Below are 14,941 nucleotides of genomic sequence, written 5' to 3'. Positions count from 1 at the left end.
CGGCCTGACCGGTTTGACCGTCGCCGAGCACTTCCGCGACCAGGGCCAGGACGTGCTGTTCTTCGTCGACAACATCTTCCGCTTCACACAGGCCGGCTCGGAAGTGTCGGCGCTGCTCGGCCGTATTCCTTCGGCGGTGGGTTATCAGCCGACGCTCGCCACCGACATGGGCGCGCTGCAGGAGCGCATCACCACCACCAACAAGGGTTCGATCACCTCGGTGCAGGCGATCTACGTGCCGGCCGACGACTTGACCGACCCGGCGCCCGCCACTTCGTTTGCCCACTTGGACGCCACCACCGTGCTGTCGCGCGCGATCTCGGAAAAGGGCATCTATCCGGCGGTCGACCCGCTCGATTCCACCTCGCGCATGCTGTCGCCGCTCGTCGTCGGCGAGGAGCACTACACCACCGCGCGCATGGTGCAGCAGGTGCTGCAGCGCTACAAATCGTTGCAGGACATCATCGCCATTCTCGGCATGGACGAACTGTCCGAAGAGGACAAGCTGACGGTGGCGCGCGCCCGCAAGGTCGAGCGTTTCCTGTCGCAGCCATTCCACGTCGCTGAAGTGTTCACCGGTTCGCCCGGCAAGTTCGTCGACCTCGCCGACACCATCAAGGGTTTCCGCGGCCTTTGCGAAGGTAAGTACGACCATCTGCCGGAAGCCGCCTTCTACATGGTGGGCACGATCGAAGAGGCGGTCGAAAAGGGCAAGAAACTGGCCGCCGAAGCGGCGTAAGAGGGCGAATGGCGAATAGGGAGTAGCGAATAGTCGCGCTCCTTTATCGCCACTCGCTATTCGCTACTCACCATTCGCTAGGGTCATCATGGCTACCTTCCACTTCGATCTCGTCTCGCCCGAAAAGATGGCGTTCTCTGGTGAAGTCGATCAGGTCGACGTTCCCGGTGCCGAAGGCGATTTCGGCGTGCTGGCTGGTCATGCGCCGGTCGTAGCGGCAATTCGGCCGGGTATTCTCACGGTGATTTCCGGCGGATCGAAGCAGAAGATCATCGTGCTCGGCGGCATTGCCGAAGTTTCAGATAAGGGCCTGACGGTGCTCGCCGACGTCGCCACCTCGATCGACGAACTCGACCGTGCGAAGTTCGCCGAAACCATTTCCGATATGGAAGCCAAGCTTGGCGAAAAGGAAGGCTCGGAGCTCGACAAGGCCCTCGAGCGGCTCGACCATTTCAAGAGCATCCAGCACGAGCTCAACACCACGGCGCTGCATTAGGCGTTCGCCTGGACCGGCGGCACGCGCGGTTTAATCAGTACCTCAGCAAGAGTGCGTCGACGGGGGGCAGCCGAGCAGGCCGCCGTCGCTGAAGCGCTGAGTAATTGCGCGAGGCGCGACGGCAATTGTCGGGTCATTGCGATCGGAGCATTCCTGGTCGGACCGAATTAAGCGGAAGCGGTTACGAAGTCGGCAAATTGCCGCGCCACCGCTAGATAGATGTCGCGGCGGAACGGCACCACCAGATCGGCGACGCGATCAAGGCGCTCCCAGCGCCATTGGTCGAACTCAGGCGGCTGATCGTTGCGTGATGCCAGCGGATCGATCTCCTGTTCGGAACCGGTGAAGCGTAGCGCAAACCATTTTTGCCGCTGGCCGCGAAACTTCGCCAGCCGATGCGATGCCGGCCCCGAATAGGGTGGAAATTCGTAAGTCAGCCAGTCGGTCTCGCCGAGATAGTCGGCGTTCGTCACGCCGGTCTCCTCCCAGAGTTCGCGCATCACAGCTTGGCGCGGGTCTTCCTGCGCGTCGATGCCACCCTGCGGCATTTGCCATTCGAGTCCGGGCAGAATGATCTCGGGGCCGTCGTCCTTGAATCGCCGCCCGATCAGAACCATGCCGGCGGCGTTAAAGAGCGCAATGCCGACATTGGGACGGTAAGGCTTTTGCATGAAGTAACTGGGGTCGAAGCAATTGGGGTCCTCGGCGCGGGCGGGGTCGAGAGCTCAGGCGCCGGCGAGCTTGGCGAATTCCTTGACCACCCGCTCATAGACCGGGCGTTTGAACGGAACGATCAGGTCGGGCAGATTTTTCATGGGCTCCCAACGCCAGCCGACGAACTCGGCCTTATGCCCGCCGCCGCCGGGGCTTGCGACATTGATCTCGTCATCCTTGCCGGTGAAGCGCACGGCGTACCACTTCTGCCGCTGGCCGCGATAGCGGCCCTTCCAGGCGCGGCCGGCGATGGTGCGCGGGATGTCGTAGACCAGCCAGTCCGCGACCTCGCCCAGCTTTTCGAGCGAGCGAACGTTGGTTTCCTCATAGAGTTCACGCTTGGCGGCTTCCCAGGTATCCTCGCCCGGATCGACGCCGCCTTGCGGCATCTGCCAGACATGGGACTCGTCAACATGCTCAATACCGCCGGCGCGACGACCGATGAAGACGAGCCCGGCTGCGTTGATCAGCATCATACCGACACAGGTCCGATAGGGCAGGTCTTCGTAACGTGCCATTCCGCCTAGGCCTCTTTCGTTCGCTCAGCTTGATTTTGATTTCAGCATCGCGGTTGTCAATGGCACGAGCAGCAGGCCACGGCTGTCAAGCGTCCGGGTCCAGGCACTGATCCGCTCGATCGAGATCGGCAGCGCCGAGGCGACGCCGACCGCCATCCCGCGCTCCTTGGCGAGCCCCTCGAGTTTGGCCAGCGCGCGATCGATTTCGCCCGACGTCGGGACCGCATCGATGGCGACGTCGGCCTTGGCGAAGGGAACCGCCTGGGTTGCCGCCATTGAGGGGGCAACGCTACGCGCGGCGCCGTCGTCGAACAACCCAAGTCCCCGCTTGGCAGCCTCCTTCACGATCGGTCCCATCGCGGTGTCGGTCGCGACAAAGCGCGCGCCCATGAAATTGGCAATGCCCGCATAGCCCTGGAACCGGCTGAGGTGCCAATACAGCCGGTCGATATTCTGTTCGGGCGCCAGCGTCGTCAGCAGCGTCTGCGGTCCCGGGTCGTTGTCGGGATAGTCATAAGGCTCCATCGGGATCTGCAGCAGAATCTCATGATGCTGCGCGCGCGCCCGTTCGACCAGCTTGCCCGGGTCCGATCCGTAAGGGGTGAACGCCAGCGTCACTGCGGCTGGCAATTTCAGGATGGCATCGACGGTCTTGGCCGCGCCCACGCCAAGGCCGCCGACAACGATGGCCACGATCGGCATCTTTGCCGCCTTGGCGCGATCGGCCTCGCCGGCGTAGACGGTGACGGGCTTCAACCCGTCAGCGGCGGTGGGAATCATGCCGTAGCGCGACTTCTCCAGAAGCCGGGGGTCTATTCCGGACATGACGGCGGGCGAGGCGCCCGCGTCCCTGTCGGTCGTCTCGCCGCCGCCAATCGTCACGTCGTGACGCGCGCCGCTGGAGCCATCGATGATGGTGACGGTGCGCTGTTCGGCGGCGGGGCCGGCTTTGCCGTGCGCGGGTTCGGCCTGGTGCGCCGATTTGTCGGCCGGTGCTTCGGGGGACTTGGCGGCCGCCTTGTCTGCGCCGGTCGGCGGCGCAATGGCGATTCCCACCCGCGGCTCGCCGCCGAGCGGGTCGTCGTGGAACAGCGCATAGCCGGCAAATGTCGCCAGAAACAGTCCGAGCAGCGCCGCCAAGAGCTGTTTGCCGGTAAAAGGCAGCCGGAAACGGCGCTTGCGGCGCACGCCTTCCCGTCCCAGCGGAGCGCTCAGCTCGTCAGCCGCCTCTGCCATCGAATCCCCGAATCAATCGGGGCTTAAGATACCACGGCGACCCCGGCACCGCCGATCTGCGCGAACTTCGGAAACGGGGCGCCAAGCGGCCGCGCCGCGGAACCTGGCATTCGGCGGCTATCCAGCGCCAAACAAAAAGGGCGGCCCACAGGCCGCCCTCGATAGAAGAATACCGGCCAATAGCAGGTCAGTTGGCTTCCTTGTTGGAAGGCGTCCGCTCGACCGAGGCCTTGTCCGTCGACTTGTCATCGGATGCCGATGCCGGTGCGCTGGCGTTGACCTTCACGCCGTGCAGGAGATCGTCGGCCATCTTCAGCGCCTTGTCGTTCTTGGGATCCGGCGGCACATAAGACTGCGAGCCGGTCTTCTCGTCGCCATCGTTCTTCAGATGGCCGCGCAGCGAAGCCTCACCCTTGGTGTCGGTCCGCGCCTTCAGCTCGTCCGGCACGTCCTGCAGCACTTCGATGTCGGGTACGATACCCTTGGCCTGAATCGACTTGCCGGACGGCGTGTAATAGCGCGCCGTGGTCAGCCGCAGCGCGCCGTTGCCGGCACCGAGCGGGATGATGGTCTGCACCGAACCCTTGCCGAACGAACGGGTGCCGATCAGCGTCGCGCGCTTGTGGTCCTGCAGGGCACCGGCGACGATTTCAGACGCCGAAGCCGATCCGCCGTTGATCAGGACGATGACCGGCTTGCCCTTCGCGAGGTCGCCCGGACGCGCCGAGCGGCGCTGGGTTTCCTCGGCGTTGCGGCCGCGGGTCGAGACGATTTCGCCGCGCTCGAGGAACGCGTCGGAAACCGTCACGGCCTCTTCCAGCAAACCGCCGGGATTGTTGCGCAGATCGATGATGTAGCCCTTCAGCTTGTCGCCGAGCTGGTTCTGCAGGTTCGCCATTTCCTTCTTCAAGCCTTCGGTGGTCTGCTCGTTGAAGGTGGTGATGCGGATATAGGCGATATCGTCGTCCTCGACGCGCGCACGCACCGAGCGGACGCGGATATTGTCGCGCACCAGCGTGATATCCATCGGATTGTCGACGCCCTTGCGGATGACCTTCAGACGGATCTTGGTATTGACGGGGCCGCGCATCTTCTCAACCGCCTGGTTGAGGGTCAGGCCCTGCACCTGCTCGTCGTCGAGCATGGTGATGAGGTCGTTGGCGAGAATGCCGGCCTTGGAGGCCGGGGTATCGTCGATCGGCGATACCACCTTGATCAGGCCGTCTTCCATCGTGACTTCGATGCCAAGTCCGCCGAATTCGCCGCGGGTCTGCACCTGCATGTCGCGGAAGCTCTTGGCATCCATGTAGCTGGAATGCGGATCGAGGCCGGCAAGCATGCCGCTGATGGCGGATTCGACCAGCTTGCTGTCGTCCGGCTTCTCCACATAGTCGCTGCGCACGCGCTCGAACACGTCGCCAAACAGGTTGAGCTGGCGATAAGTGTCCGACGTCGAGGCACGCGCCATCGAGCCCATCATCACCGCGCGCGGCTGGGTCACGAAGAGCGTCAATGCCGCGCCAGTGGCGGCGCTAAGGAGAATGAGAGAAGTCTTGCGCATCATCCGCGAACCTTTTCGCCTTCATTTGCGGCCCACCATGGGCCTGGATCAATGGGAGTGCCGTCCTTACGAAACTCGATGTAGAGCACCGGTTGACTGGCGTTCGTTGCCAGTATCGATGCGACCTGGGAGGTTGTCCCCATGGTCGCGACCGGCTCCCCCGTAAGAACAAACTGTCCGATGTTAACCGAAATGCGCCCCATTCCGGCGATCAGGACATGATACCCGCCCCCGGCGTTGAGGATCAAGAGTTGTCCGTAGCTGCGGAACGGGCCAGCGTAAACGACCCAGCCGTCACACGGGGTTGTGACCTGTGCACCGGCTCGGGCTGCCAAAGAAATGCCTTTTTCGACGCCGCCCGCACCGTCGGAACCGCCAAATTCCCGTATTTTCACGCCATTCACCGGCAGCGCCAGCAATCCCTTGGCCGAGGCGAAAGCGATCGCCGGACTCATCCGGGACGGGTTTTTGAGGCCGCCGAGATTGGGCTTGCCGTCGGCGGTACTGGGCGTTCCCTGCAAGGTGGCGGCGGCTGCGGCTTTCGCCGCGCTCTTGACGTCCTGTTCCATCTTGTTGATCAGGCCCTGCAGGCTGTCGACCTGTTTGGACAGCGCAACGGCGCGTGCGCCTTCGCTCTCGAGGTCCTTCTCGATCCCGCTTTGCTTGCGCTGACGCTCCTCGACCAGAGCCGCAAGGCGTGTCTGGTCGTCCCTGAGGCGGTCGCGGTCGGCGGCCAGACGATCGCGCTCGCTGCCGATCGACTTGCGCAGGGCGACGAGTTCGGAAAGGTCCCTGGCAAGCGCCTCGGCGCGGGCGCGCAGTTCAGGCACCACCGATCCGAGCAAAATCGCGGTACGTAGCGATTGCAGTGCGTCTTCAGGCCGGACCAGCAAGGCCGGCGGGGTCCGGCGTCCGGCACGCTGCAAAGCCGCCAGCACTTCCACCACTTCGGCGCGCCGCGAATCGAGCGAGCCTCTGATCTCCTGCTCGCGGGCATCGAGCGGGCGAAGCCGCGTCTCGGCATCGCCGATCCTGGTCTCGATGGCGCGGACTTGCGCCGCGACATCGATCAACTGCGCATTGAGTTTGCTGCGATCCTGGCCGAGCGCCGCAATCTCGGCTTTGAGCTGCGCTTGAGTTTCAGCCGAACTCTTTTGCTGCGCGCGTGTCGCTTCCAGTTCCTGCTCGCGCTGCTTGATCGCATCCGGTGATGCGACCGGTTGCGGGGCCGGTGCCGCAACCTGCGCCAGTACAGGAGCGCCGACGACGGCCAGACTTGCGGAAACGAAGATCGCCGTTGCGATGGAGCACGAACTTCGGAAAGTGGGCACCAGCCTGACATCGCGCCGCGCGGCGCCGCAGAGGTGTGGATTGTTCCGTAGCGATTGCATCAATCCAGTTGTGCCTTGCGCGAGCGCGATGCGCGCTCATGCGCGGTGATAGGGGTGGCCCGCCAAGATGGTGGCGGCACGGTAAATCTGTTCGAAAAGCATGACGCGCACCATCTGGTGCGGCCAGGTCGCGGCGCCGAACGCCATCCTGATCTGAGCCATGCGCCGCAATTCGGGCGAAAGTCCGTCCGCGCCGCCGATGACGAAAATAGTGTTGGCGACCTGATCGTCGCGCCAACGGGCCAGATGGCGGGCAAAGGTGCCGCTGTCGATGTTATCGCCGCGCTCGTCGAGGGCAACCACCACGGACTTTGGCGGGATCGCCGCTCCGATCGCCGCGGTCTCCTCGGCGATGCGGGTGTTGGCGTCCCGCGCCCGGCTCTCCGCTAGCTCGTGAACTTCGAGCCCGCGAAACCCGAGCTTGCGACTGACGTCGTCGAACCGCTCGCGATAGCGTTCGGCCAGTTCCCGCTCCGGTCCCTGCTTCAGCCGTCCGATGGCAATAACGAAAAGGCGCATTCAGCCAGGCCGCCGGATTGGGTTTGCGAGGTTGACATTCACCGCCCTCCGGGACGAGGCCCAGGAAGCAAATGCCTTAACTCCAAACCCGGTCTTGCCGCTAGATCGCCTTCGCGGTCGCCGGACCCTGCATCCACAATCTTTCCAGATTGTAGAATTCGCGGACCTCGGGCCTGAAGATGTGGAGGATCACATCCCCGGTGTCGATCAGCACCCAATCGCAATTGGGCAGGCCTTCGACGTGGGGATTTTTGAGCCCACTCTCTTTGAGACCTTTGGCGACGTTCTCCGCGATCGCGCCAACGTGCCGGTTCGCCCGGCCGGTGGTGACGACCATGTAGTCGGAAAATGCCGATTTGCCGCGAAGGTCGATGGTGACCGTGTCTTCCGCCTTCATGTCGTCGAGGCGGGAGAGGATCATTTTCAGGGTCTTGTCGGCGTCTGGTTGCGCCTTCAAGGCCGCAGCTTGGGTCGATGTTTTACGCGCGGGTTTGGTTGCGGTCTGCTTAGAAACCTTGGGTAAAACAGACTTGGACAATACAGACGTGGCCAGGGACCATTCCTTTCACTGTATCGCGAACGCCCGAATCCTTCTGGCGCCCGCCACCATTCTATGCATGTGGGGTTAATGGTTTCAATATCCAGTCCCCAACATGCCGCTCCCGAAGTTCAATAGCTCCATTTGTGGCCGTTCCCGACATGAACTTCGGCAAATGTGGCGGCCGGTAATTTGATGCTTCAAGGTCGGCTCCCGACCTCAAACCGTTCTCCAGCTTCCGTCCTGGTTTCGCAGGCCGGTCGATGACAGATGCAGTTTCAGTCCGGTGAGAAATACCCACGCCGGCGTGCGCAGCCCGGCAAGGCGGCCCGCTTGATTTTCCGGTATGCGGTAGCGCGCAAGAGCCTGGGCGGTCGGCGAAGCCAGCGCACGAAAGCTTTGCGGCGGACGATCGATCACAGCGATCGGGACCTCGGATGCGATATGCCGCCAATCATGCCAGCGGTGGAATTGCGCAAGATTGTCCGCTCCCATGATCCAGACAAAGTGCAGGCCGGATGCGCGGCGGCACAAATATCTAATCGTGTCGGCAGTATAGCGCGTTCCGATGACGGATTCGAGACAACTGACGTCGATGCGTGGATCATGCGCGAGCCGGCGTGCGGCCTCCATTCGCTCGTTGAGCGCATGCGGAGCACGGTCAGACTTGAGTGGATTGCCTGGTGTCACCAGCCACCACACGCGGTCGAGCTTCAGGCGCTTGATCGCGAACAGGCTGATGGCGCGATGCGCAAGATGCGGCGGATCGAACGAACCGCCGAGCAGGCCGATGCGCATGCCGTCGACATAAGGCGGGAGGGCGGAGGCCACGGTTGAGGAGGCGGAACAGACCTTGCTCAACGCGTTCCCCGCTGGCGCGCCTTTGTGCTGATCACGGCCGGGTCTGCCCTGTGCCGTGAACGCGGTATTTGAAACTCGTCAATTGCTCGGCGCCCACCGGGCCGCGCGCGTGAAACCGGCCGGTGGCAATGCCGATCTCGGCGCCGAAACCGAATTCGCCGCCATCGGCAAATTGCGTCGATGCATTGTGCAGAACGATCGCCGAATCGACCTCGTTGAGGAATTTATCGGCGGCGGCCTGATCCTCGGTCACGATCGCATCGGTGTGGTGCGAGCCGTGATTGTGGATATGCGCGATTGCGTCATCGAGGCCGTCGACGACCTTGGCGGCGATGATCGCATCCTCGTATTCGGTGTCCCAGTCTTCGTCGGAAGCGGGCTTCACGCGCGAATCGACGTGCTGCACCATCTCGTCGCCGCGCACTTCGCAGCCGGCCTCGATCAGCATTTCGACCAGCGGCTTCAGCGAGGTCGAGGCGCCCTTGCGATCGACCAGCAGGGTTTCGGCCGCGCCGCAGACGCCGGTCCGGCGCATCTTGGCATTCAAGACGATTGATTTCGCCATCTCCAGATTGGCGGCGTGATCGACGTAGACGTGGTTGACGCCTTCGAGATGCGCGAACACCGGCACGCGCGCTTCCGCTTCGACGCGTCCGACCAGGCTCTTGCCGCCGCGCGGCACGATCACATCGATGGCGCCGTTCAAGCCCGTCAGCAACAGGCCGACCGCGGCGCGGTCACGCGTCGGCACCAGCGTGATGGCCGCCTCAGGAAGGCCCGCCTCGCGCAGGCCCTGCACCAGGCAGTGATGGATCGCGCGGCAGGAACGGAAACTGTCGGAGCCGCCGCGCAGAATGACCGCGTTGCCGGATTTCAAACAGAGCACGCCGGCATCGGCGGCGACGTTGGGGCGGCTTTCGAAGATCACCGCGACCACGCCAAGCGGCACGCGCACGCGTTCGATGGTCATGCCGTTCGGGCGCTGCCAGCGCTCGGTCACCACGCCAACGGGATCGTCGATCGCGCGGACAGTGGCGACGCCGTCGGCCATGGCCTCGATCCGGCCCGGCGTCAGCGTCAGGCGGTCGATGAAGGCCGAGGTGGCGCCGTTGGCGCGAACGTCAGCGACGTCTTCGGCATTGGCGGCAAGAATATCAGCGGAATTGGCGCGGATCGCGCGCTCGATGGCCTCCAGCGCGCGGTTCTTCTGCTCCGCTGGCGCAAGCGACAGCATCCGCGCCGCGTCGCGCGCTTGCGCGGCGAGAGCGTTCATCAGGTCGGTCAGATCGGCGTTGCCGTCGATGGCCTTCAGCGGGGCTGTCATTTCCGTACGGGTCCTTATCTAAGATCATGCTTTAGCATGGAAATCCGCTGTTTGCGACTGCCGGAACCGGATTGCAGGGCAGGGTGCGGCCCGGCGAATAGCCGGAATCTGTCGCAAATCGGAGCTCTGGTCGGCCATTGGCCTATTTGGCCGGGAGGGACCCGCTCGGCCCGATGACGAGGTCGTCGCGGTGGATCATTTCGGCGCGGCCGCTGACGCCGAGGATGGCCAGGACGTCGGGCGACGAACGGCCCTTGATCTTCTCGGCGTCCTCGGCGTCGTAGGCGACAAGTCCGCGCCCGATCTCATGGGTGTCGGGTCCGCGTACCACCACGGCATCGCCGCGGGCGAACTGGCCATCGATGCGGATCACGCCGGCCGGCAGCAGGCTCTTGCCGGCGCGCAAGGCGTTCACCGCGCCAGCATCGATGGTCAGCGTGCCCTTTGGTTCGAGCGAGCCTGCGATCCAGCGCTTGCGCGCGGTGACCGGATTGGCCGGCGTCAGGAACCAGGTGCAGCGGCCGCCAGAGGCGATCGCCTGCAACGGATGCTCGATCTTGCCGGACGCGATCAGCATATGCGTGCCGGCGGTGGTGGCGATCTTGGCCGCCTCGATCTTGGTGTACATGCCGCCGCGCGACAGTTCGGACTCGGCCGCGCCCGCCATCGCCTCGATCTCCGACGTCACGGACTCCACGACCGGGATCAGCTTGGCATTTGGATTGGCGGCGGGCGGCGCGGTGTAGAGGCCGTCGATGTCCGAGAGCAGGATCAGGAGGTCTGCGCTCGCCATGGTGGCAACACGGGCGGCGAGACGGTCATTGTCGCCATAACGGATCTCGTTGGTGGCGACCGTGTCATTCTCGTTGATGATCGGCACCGCGCGCCATTCCAGAAGCTTGGCGATCGTCGATCGCGCATTGAGATAGCGGCGGCGTTCTTCGGTGTCCTGCAAGGTCACCAGGATCTGGCCCGAGCCGATGCCATGCGCGCCCAGGACTTCCGACCAGATGCGGGCGAGCGCGATCTGTCCAACCGCGGCCGCCGCCTGGCTTTCCTCAAGCTTCAGCGTCCCGCGTGGCAGCTTCAACCGGCTCCGCCCGAGCGCAATCGAGCCGGATGAGACCACGAGCACGTCGCGGCCCTCGCCATGCAGTTTGGCGAGGTCGCCCGCCAGCGCCGTCAGCCAGGCCGCGCGCACCTCGCCGGCCGCCGAATCGATCAGCAGCGAGGAGCCGACCTTGACGACGATGCGGCGGAAATTTTTTAAACTAAGACGGGCCATGGTGATGTTGCGAGCAGCGCTTCGACAGGGACGGTGTTACAGTCAGGCTAGTGCGGCGAATTTGAAGTTCCTATCAGTATCGCGGCAAGTTCGAGATAGGAACTTCAAATTCAAAGCCGCACCAGAGATTAAATTTACCAGAGCTCCATCGCTTCCGAAGTTCGCATCAGAGATCGCTGCGATAGGTTGCGAACTTCGGAATCGGGGCTCTAGGCGACAGTACAGGCAATAGGCCGTTACGGGACTAGCCCTGCGGCGGCGCCCAAGGCTCGGCCTGAGCTGCTTCGGCCTGTGCGCCGCTCTTGGCCTTGTTGGAGACCGGAGCTTCGCCAATCACTTCGACGAGCGCGCGCAACGCGGCCTCGACACCCTCGCCAGTGACACCCGAGATCAATAGCGGCGTCTTCTTCGAAGCGCGCTTCAGCCGGTCCTTCTGCTTCTTGAGCTCGTCCGGATCGACTGCGTCGATCTTGTTCAAGGCGACGATCTCGATCTTGTCGGCGAGATTGCCCGCATAAGCCTCAAGCTCGGCGCGCACCGTCTTGTAGGCCTTGCCGGCGTGTTCGCAGGTCGCATCGACAAGATGAAGCAAGACACGGCAGCGCTCGACGTGGCCGAGAAAGCGGTCGCCGAGGCCCGCGCCCTCATGGGCGCCTTCGATCAGGCCCGGAATATCGGCGAGCACGAACTCGCGGCCGGCCACATTGACGACGCCGAGCTGCGGATGCATCGTCGTGAAGGGATAATCGGCGATCTTCGGCTTTGCGGCGCTGACCTTCGACAGGAAGGTCGACTTGCCGGCATTGGGCAGCCCGACAAGGCCGGCGTCCGCGATCAGCTTCAGCCGCAGCCAGATCCAGCGTTCCTCGCCGACCTCACCGGGATTGGCATTGCGTGGCGCGCGGTTGGTCGAGGATTTGAAATGCGCGTTGCCGAAACCGCCATTGCCGCCTTCCGCCAGCACGAAACGTTCGCCGAGCGTCGTGAAATCGTGGATCAGCGTCGTCTTGTCTTCGTCGAAGATCTGCGTTCCGACCGGCACCTTGAGCACGATCGACTTGCCGTTGGCGCCATGGCGGTCCTTGCCCATGCCATTGACGCCCTTCTGGGCCTTGAAGTGCTGCTGGTAGCGATAGTCGATCAGGGTGTTCAGCCCGTCGACGACTTCGACGATGACATCGCCGCCGCGCCCACCATTACCGCCCGAGGGGCCGCCGAACTCGACATACTTTTCGCGGCGGAAGGCTACGCAGCCGTTTCCACCGTCGCCGGAGCGGATATACACCTTGGCTTCGTCGAGAAATTTCATGGCGTACACGTAAGTCAGGGGCCGCGCTGCGGCAACCCTGCAAATTGGCGTTTTTCGCCGGAAGCCTTAATTTCAGGGTTTTTTAGCGCGCTCTTTGATGGACGACGGCAGTTTCGATGGCAGCAATGCCACACCAGAACATTGGCTTGCCAGGGTCCTTTTGATTCCGAAGTTCGCAAACCTGGAGCTGTGAGATGATGCGAACTTCGGGTATCAGAACTGGAGCGAATGGAGCCTGTCTGATAGGTGGGCACCACGACTGTTCCAGCCATCCGTTCGATGAACCTTCGCGCAACGATATCTTCCGTCTCCGACGACCGTTCCACACGCCTTGCCGGCATCCTCTTGATGCTGACGGCGGTGGCCATGTTCGCGTTTGGGGACGCGCTCGGCAAGTATATCGTGGCGACTTATTCAGTCGGGCAGCTCATGCTGCTGCGCTCCTGCGCGGCGTTCATGCTGATGGGCCCGTCGATCTGGCGCCGCCGCGCCGAATTCCGCCACATGGACCGGCCCAGGTTGCAGCTGCTGCGCGTCGTATTGTCGACGCTGGAGATTGCCGCCTTCTTTCTCGCGACCGTCTATCTGCCGCTGGCCGATGTCGTCACTTACTACCAGGCGACGCCGATTTTCGTGACCGCGTTGTCGGCTTTGGTCTTGGGCGAGCGCATTGGATGGCGGCGCTGGAGCGCGATCCTGATCGGATTCGGCGGCGTCTTGATCGCGCTTCAGCCCTCAGCTCAGACGATTACCTGGCCGGCGATGATTGCGCTCGGCGGCAGCCTGGCCTTTTCCTGTTCGCTGCTGACCACGCGGCTGTTGCGCACCACGCCCGACATTGTGCTGGCCTCGGTGCAGTTCGCGGGTGGGCTGGTGTTCGGCCTTTCGATCGCGCCGGCGGGCTGGGTGACGCCGACGTGGAACAGTCTTGTCCTGTTCTTCGCGGCGGGCGCGATTTCGGCTTGCGCCCTGTTCTGCGTCAACCGCTCGCTGAAGCTCGCGCCCGCGAGCACCGTGGTGCCGTACCAATATACGATGATCGTCTGGGCGGTCGCATTCGGCTACGTCGTGTTTGGCGATGTGCCACAGCTGTCGACCGCGGTCGGTGCCGTCGTCATCATCGGCGCCGGGCTCTATATCTTCCTGCGCGAGCGGCAACTCGGGCGGGAGAAGGCGGAGATCAGCCCGCCCGCCTGAAGACGCTAGGTGCGCCGTGTCGAGCTGCCCCAGTTCTTCAGCGACGCCCAGACGCCGCGGGTCAAGCGAAAGCAGTCGACCGGCGCCGACGATCCCAGCGACTGGAAGCGATGCAGCTCGACGCCGCTCCACTGGAAGCCGCATTTCTCCAGAATGTTGCGCGACGCCGGATTGGTGACCCGCGCAAAGGAGCGGATGAAGGCGATGTCGAACTCTTCGAAGGTGTAATCGAGCACCGCGCGAGCGGCCTCGGTGGCAAAGCCTTGCCCCCAATGATCGACACCGAGCCAATAGCCGAGCTCCGGCGCGTCCGCTTCGCGCCAGCTGGCGCCGACCGCTCCGATCGGCTTGTAGTTATGCTCGATCAGGAACACGGCTTCGCGCGGCGAATTCGCCACATTGCGCACAAACTCGACGGCGTGGTCTTGCAAATAGGGATGCGGCAGGCGGGTATTCTGCGCGATGCGACGATCGCCGGCCAGACGCGCGATCGCGTTGACGTCGGCGAGCGTCGGCCGGCGCAGCGTCAGCCGCTCGGTCTCGAGAACGCAACGTCCAGCCTCGCGCAACGTTGGCGGCGGGATATCCTGCAACATCTGTAAGGGCTCCTTGAGTGACCACTCTTGGAATGTTGCGGCCTTCGTTAGCGACAGGCGCGCAACAGAAAAGGGGAGGCCGGTTTCCCGCCTCCCCTTGGAGCCCTTATATGCTCCGCCGGTTCAACAGGACCCGGCGGAATCTTTCAAATTCCACCGTTTACTCGGCCGCCTCCGTCATCGGAATCACCGATACGAAGGTGCGGCCGCCGGTTTTCGCACGAAACTCGACACGGCCTTCCACCTTCGCAAAGAGAGTATGGTCGGTGCCCATGCCGACATTAAGGCCGGGATGCCAGGTCGTGCCGCGCTGACGCGCGATAATGTTGCCGGGAATCACATGTTCGCCGCCATAGGCCTTGATGCCGAGGCGCTTGCCCGCGGAATCGCGGCCGTTACGTGATGAACCGCCTGCTTTTTTGTGAGCCATGGCTCGTCTCCAACTTCTACGTCGTCTTTAGATCAATTCGTTGACGAATTCATTTCACTTTTTGACACGCTCTTCTGAACGTATCACTTCTTTTTGGTCGGCGCCTTCTTTGCCGCAGGCTTGGCGGCGGCCTTCTTCGCGGCCGGCTTCTTCGCTGCCGCTTTCTTGGCGGCCTTCGGCGCCTCGTCGCCATCATCTTCGGTCTTCGCCACCACCTTCTTCTCGGG

Annotated in this window: 16 protein-coding genes; 3 read left to right on the top strand and 13 right to left on the bottom strand. The window is 63.4% G+C overall.

The annotated features are described in order from the left end of the window. The coding region (atpD, locus tag VFL62_RS00595; protein ID WP_325170438.1) for a F0F1 ATP synthase subunit beta at window positions 1–739 on the top strand (739 nt) is incomplete at its 5' end. Between the two features lie 88 nt (window positions 740–827). Beyond that, on the top strand, window positions 828–1,235 hold the full coding sequence (locus VFL62_RS00590; RefSeq protein ID WP_325170437.1) for a F0F1 ATP synthase subunit epsilon: 408 nt from the start codon (window positions 828–830) through the stop codon (window positions 1,233–1,235). Window positions 1,236–1,402: 167 nt separating this feature from the next. Here VFL62_RS00590 and VFL62_RS00585 read toward each other — a convergent pair whose 3' ends face one another. The 11 genes from VFL62_RS00585 to obgE all read right to left on the bottom strand — a co-directional run bounded on the left by VFL62_RS00585 (window position 1,403) and on the right by obgE (window position 12,491). After that, window positions 1,403–1,906, bottom strand: a complete 504-nt coding sequence (locus VFL62_RS00585; protein WP_325170436.1) for an RNA pyrophosphohydrolase — start codon at window positions 1,904–1,906, stop codon at window positions 1,403–1,405. A gap of 54 nt (window positions 1,907–1,960) precedes the next feature. Next, window positions 1,961–2,467 carry an RNA pyrophosphohydrolase gene (locus VFL62_RS00580; protein ID WP_325170435.1) on the bottom strand — a complete coding sequence of 169 codons (507 nt, stop codon included), beginning with the start codon at window positions 2,465–2,467 and terminating at the stop codon, window positions 1,961–1,963. Between the two features lie 24 nt (window positions 2,468–2,491). Beyond that, entirely contained in the window at window positions 2,492–3,703 is a 1,212-nt protein-coding gene (locus VFL62_RS00575) for a divergent polysaccharide deacetylase family protein (RefSeq protein ID WP_325170434.1), read from the bottom strand. A gap of 187 nt (window positions 3,704–3,890) precedes the next feature. Further along, the gene (locus VFL62_RS00570; RefSeq protein WP_325170433.1) at window positions 3,891–5,267 is read right to left on the bottom strand and encodes a S41 family peptidase; all 1,377 of its coding nucleotides are present in this window, start codon (window positions 5,265–5,267) and stop codon (window positions 3,891–3,893) included. Continuing rightward, window positions 5,264–6,595: a murein hydrolase activator EnvC family protein gene (locus VFL62_RS00565; protein WP_325170432.1), complete on the bottom strand. Its 1,332-nt coding sequence runs from the start codon at window positions 6,593–6,595 to the stop codon at window positions 5,264–5,266. Before VFL62_RS00565 ends, VFL62_RS00570 begins: the two co-directional genes overlap by 4 nt. A 96-nt stretch (window positions 6,596–6,691) precedes the next feature. Beyond that, on the bottom strand, window positions 6,692–7,174 hold the full coding sequence (rlmH, locus tag VFL62_RS00560; protein ID WP_325170431.1) for a 23S rRNA (pseudouridine(1915)-N(3))-methyltransferase RlmH: 483 nt from the start codon (window positions 7,172–7,174) through the stop codon (window positions 6,692–6,694). Between the two features lie 100 nt (window positions 7,175–7,274). Continuing rightward, window positions 7,275–7,631 carry a ribosome silencing factor gene (gene rsfS / locus VFL62_RS00555; protein ID WP_325170430.1) on the bottom strand — a complete coding sequence of 119 codons (357 nt, stop codon included), beginning with the start codon at window positions 7,629–7,631 and terminating at the stop codon, window positions 7,275–7,277. Between the two features lie 300 nt (window positions 7,632–7,931). Further along, window positions 7,932–8,573, bottom strand: a complete 642-nt coding sequence (locus tag VFL62_RS00550; RefSeq protein WP_325170429.1) for a nicotinate-nucleotide adenylyltransferase — start codon at window positions 8,571–8,573, stop codon at window positions 7,932–7,934. Between the two features lie 31 nt (window positions 8,574–8,604). Continuing rightward, window positions 8,605–9,897 carry a glutamate-5-semialdehyde dehydrogenase gene (locus tag VFL62_RS00545; RefSeq protein WP_325170428.1) on the bottom strand — a complete coding sequence of 431 codons (1,293 nt, stop codon included), beginning with the start codon at window positions 9,895–9,897 and terminating at the stop codon, window positions 8,605–8,607. Between the two features lie 142 nt (window positions 9,898–10,039). Then, the gene (gene proB, locus VFL62_RS00540) at window positions 10,040–11,182 is read right to left on the bottom strand and encodes a glutamate 5-kinase (RefSeq protein ID WP_325170427.1); all 1,143 of its coding nucleotides are present in this window, start codon (window positions 11,180–11,182) and stop codon (window positions 10,040–10,042) included. Between the two features lie 244 nt (window positions 11,183–11,426). Then, the gene (gene obgE, locus VFL62_RS00535) at window positions 11,427–12,491 is read right to left on the bottom strand and encodes a GTPase ObgE (protein WP_325170426.1); all 1,065 of its coding nucleotides are present in this window, start codon (window positions 12,489–12,491) and stop codon (window positions 11,427–11,429) included. A gap of 279 nt (window positions 12,492–12,770) precedes the next feature. Here obgE and VFL62_RS00530 point away from each other — a divergent pair, with 279 nt between their 5' ends. Further along, complete coding sequence (locus VFL62_RS00530; RefSeq protein WP_325170425.1) at window positions 12,771–13,688, top strand: DMT family transporter; 918 nt, start codon at window positions 12,771–12,773, stop codon at window positions 13,686–13,688. 5 nt (window positions 13,689–13,693) lie between these two features. Here VFL62_RS00530 and VFL62_RS00525 read toward each other — a convergent pair whose 3' ends face one another. Both VFL62_RS00525 and rpmA read right to left on the bottom strand, forming a co-directional pair. Next, window positions 13,694–14,284 (bottom strand): GNAT family N-acetyltransferase, encoded by a 591-nt coding sequence (locus VFL62_RS00525; RefSeq protein ID WP_325170424.1) that lies wholly within the window; start codon window positions 14,282–14,284, stop codon window positions 13,694–13,696. A 160-nt stretch (window positions 14,285–14,444) separates the two neighbouring features. Continuing rightward, the gene (rpmA, locus tag VFL62_RS00520; protein WP_325170423.1) at window positions 14,445–14,714 is read right to left on the bottom strand and encodes a 50S ribosomal protein L27; all 270 of its coding nucleotides are present in this window, start codon (window positions 14,712–14,714) and stop codon (window positions 14,445–14,447) included. Window positions 14,715–14,941: the final 227 nt, after the last annotated feature.

The organism is Bradyrhizobium sp., assembly GCF_035701725.1.
Taxonomy (GTDB): Bacteria; Pseudomonadota; Alphaproteobacteria; order Rhizobiales; family Xanthobacteraceae; genus Bradyrhizobium.
This window is presented reverse-complemented; position numbering and strand designations above follow the sequence as displayed.